The sequence below is a fragment of the Bradyrhizobium sp. genome (genome assembly GCF_019244115.1).
Lineage (GTDB): Bacteria > Pseudomonadota > Alphaproteobacteria > Rhizobiales > Xanthobacteraceae > Bradyrhizobium.
Window position 1 is genome coordinate 1 of sequence record NZ_JAFATE010000724.1, and the last position, 3,229, is coordinate 3,229.

Annotated in this window: 3 protein-coding genes; all 3 read left to right on the top strand. The window is 64.0% G+C overall.

The genetic code is table 11. The features are described from left to right. On the top strand, positions 1-297 hold a 297-nt coding region (locus tag JOZ76_RS31215; RefSeq protein WP_441300135.1), incomplete at its 5' end, for a glutamate ligase domain-containing protein. A 154-nt stretch (positions 298-451) separates the two neighbouring features. After that, the gene (mraY, locus tag JOZ76_RS31220; protein WP_291705245.1) at positions 452-1,555 is read left to right on the top strand and encodes a phospho-N-acetylmuramoyl-pentapeptide-transferase; all 1,104 of its coding nucleotides are present in this window, start codon (positions 452-454) and stop codon (positions 1,553-1,555) included. 111 nt (positions 1,556-1,666) lie between these two features. After that, positions 1,667-3,067, top strand: a complete 1,401-nt coding sequence (gene murD, locus JOZ76_RS31225) for a UDP-N-acetylmuramoyl-L-alanine--D-glutamate ligase (protein WP_291705246.1) — start codon at positions 1,667-1,669, stop codon at positions 3,065-3,067. Positions 3,068-3,229 lie beyond the last annotated feature (162 nt).

The following is a 3,229-nucleotide window of genomic DNA, read 5'->3' on the forward strand; positions in this document are numbered from 1 at the left end:
TTGGGCGACATGCTCGAGCTTGGCGCCGAGGCGGCGGCCTATCACCGGGCGATATCGGCGCATCTCGATGGCATTGACGGCGTCTATTGCGTCGGCCCCCTGATGCACAACCTGTTCGAGCTGTTGCCCGCGGGCAAGAGACTTGGCTGGCACGAAGATCCCGCGACGCTTGAGCCGCAGACAATTGCGGCGTTGTTAAGGAGCGGCGACACCGTGGTGGTCAAGGGCAGCAAGAAAATTTTTTGGGTGAATAAGTTCGTGCCGAGGCTTCTCGCTGCGCTGGAGGCAAAGGCATAGACTTAAGCTTTTCGGCGCCATGCCCTTCCCTCGCGAAGGCTGCGCCTGTATGTCGAAGGCTACGGTTGTGCCGGCCGCCATTCGCCTTCACGATGCGACCTAAGACCTTGCATCCACGGGCTTTCGATTGCGGCTGCGCTATAGGGCGGATTGAATGTTCTTTTGGCTGAGCGATCTCTCCACGTTCACGGGCATGGGCGTGTTTCGCACTGTTCTGAACGTCTTCCGCTACATCACGTTCCGCGCCGGCGGCGCGACTTTTACCGGAGCACTGTTCGTGTTCCTGTTCGGTCCCTGGATCATCGATCACTTACGTCTGCGCCAGGGCAAGGGCCAGCCGATCCGCGCCGATGGCCCGCAATCGCATATCATCACCAAGAAGGGCACGCCCACCATGGGCGGGCTGATGATCCTGTCGGGGCTCGTCGTATCGACACTGTTGTGGGCCAATCTGCTCGACCCCTATGTCTGGATCGTGCTGGCGGTGACGCTCGGGTTCGGCCTGGTCGGCTTCTATGATGACTATCTGAAGGTGACCCGGCAATCGTCGGGCGGTTTTGGCGGCCGCATGCGGCTCGCGATCGAGGCGATCATCGCGCTCGCGGCCTGCTACGCGCTGGTCCGGCTCGGGCGCGATGTTTCCGCGACCTCGCTCGCAATCCCTTTCCTCAAGGATGTCATTTTCAATTTCGGCTGGTTCTTCGTACTGTTCGGCGCCTTCGTCATCGTCGGCGCCGGCAACGCGGTCAATCTGACCGACGGCCTCGATGGCCTTGCCATCGTCCCGGTGATGATCGCGTCGCTGAGCTTCGGGGCGATCGCCTACCTCGCCGGCAACGCCGTGTTTTCCGACTACCTGCAGATCAATTTTGTCTCGGGCACCGGCGAACTCGCCGTGCTTTGTGGCGCCGTGGTGGGGGCGGGCCTGGGTTTTCTGTGGTTCAACGCGCCGCCGGCCTCGATCTTCATGGGCGACACCGGTTCGCTGGCGCTCGGCGGCATGCTGGGTGCGATCGCGGTCGCCGTGAAGCACGAGATCGTGCTGGCCGTGATCGGCGGGCTGTTCGTGCTCGAAGCGGTCTCGGTGATCGTGCAGGTCGTGTCGTTCAAGCTCACGGGAAAGCGCATCTTCCGCATGGCGCCGCTGCACCATCATTTCGAACAGCTCGGCTGGACCGAACCGCAGATCGTGATCCGCTTCTGGATCATTTCGGTGATGCTGGCACTCGCCGGGCTGTCGACCTTGAAGCTCCGGTGATGCTGTTCCCACCAGGAAATCGTCATCCCGGGGCGCGCCAAGCGCGAACCCGGAATTTCGAGGTTTCGGGTTCGTCGCTCCGCGATGCCCCGAAACGACGGTGAGCCGATCATGATCCCCGTCACCTCATTCGCCGGCAAGACGGTCGCGGTGTTCGGCCTGGGCGGCTCGGGGCTGGCGAGCTGTCATGCGCTGAGAGCAGGCGGCGCCGAAGTCGTCGCGGGCGATGACGGCGCCGATCGGCTTGCGGAGGCGGAAAAGGCGGGGTTCAGGACGGCGGATCTGCGCGACGTATCGTGGACCAATTTTGCCGCGCTGGTGCTGGCGCCCGGCGTGCCGCTCACCCATCCTGCGCCGCATTGGAGCGTGCGGATGGCACGCGAGGCCGGGGTCGAGGTGATTGGCGACATCGAATTGTTCTGCCGCGAGCGGCGGCGCCACGCGCCGGACGCGCCGTTCGTGGCGATCACCGGCACCAATGGCAAGTCGACCACGACCGCGCTGATCGCGCATCTGATGCGCGTTGCCGGCTACGACACCCAGATGGGCGGCAATATCGGCACTGCGATCCTGTCGCTGGAGCCGCCGCGCCGCGGACGCGTGCACGTCGTCGAAATGTCGTCCTACCAGATCGACCTGACGCCCTCGCTCGATCCGACCGTCGGCATCCTGCTCAATGTCAGCGAGGACCATATCGACCGTCACGGCACGTTGGACAATTATGCCGCCGTGAAGGAGCGCTTGGTCGCCGGCGTACAGTCGCAGGGCACCGCGATCGTCGGCGTCGACGATATTTTCAGCCGCAACGCCGCCGACCGCCTGGCGCGTAATGGCAAGCGGGTCGTGCGCGTGTCGGTGAAGAACCCGCTTCCCGACGGCGTCTATGTCGAGCACGAGACCATCGTGCGCGCGGACGGCGGCGCCCGCAGCGAGATCGCGCGGATCGGCGGCATCGGCTCGCTGCGCGGCCGGCACAATGCGCAGAACGCGGCCTGCGCGTCCGCCTGCGCGGTCGCGCTCGGGGTCGGCCTCGATGTCCTGCAGAAGGGCCTGCGCAGCTTTCCTGGGCTCGCGCACCGCATGGAGCAGGTCGGCCGCAAGGGCAACGTGCTGTTCGTCAATGATTCCAAGGGCACCAACGCCGATGCATCGGCGCATGCGCTGTCATCCTTCGCGGACATTTTTTGGATTGCCGGGGGAAAACCGAAGCAGGGCGGCATCACCAGCCTCACAGATTTCTTTCCGCGCATTCGAAAAGCCTATCTGATCGGCGAGGCCGCCAAGGAATTCGCCGAGACGCTGGGCGATCGCGTTCCGCACGAGATGAGCGAAACGCTCGATGTCGCGGTCGCAAGCGCGGCACGCGATGCGGAAGCCTCGGGCCTGGCCGACGCCATCGTACTGCTGTCGCCGGCCTGCGCCTCATACGACCAGTTCCGCAATTTCGAGATCCGCGGCGCAAAGTTTCGCGACCTGGTCCAGGCGCTGCCTGGCGTGAAACCGGTGGTGTGAATGGCTGGCGCGCCGCGAGCCGCAGTAACGACTGTCATCACCCGCGCAAATGTTTAGTCCGAGGACATGGTCGACACCGTTCCGGGGACATCACCGACACTTTTGGCTGCCGTCAAGTCGATGGTTGCGATTTGATGGGAGGCGAAGAAAATTCCGAATTGG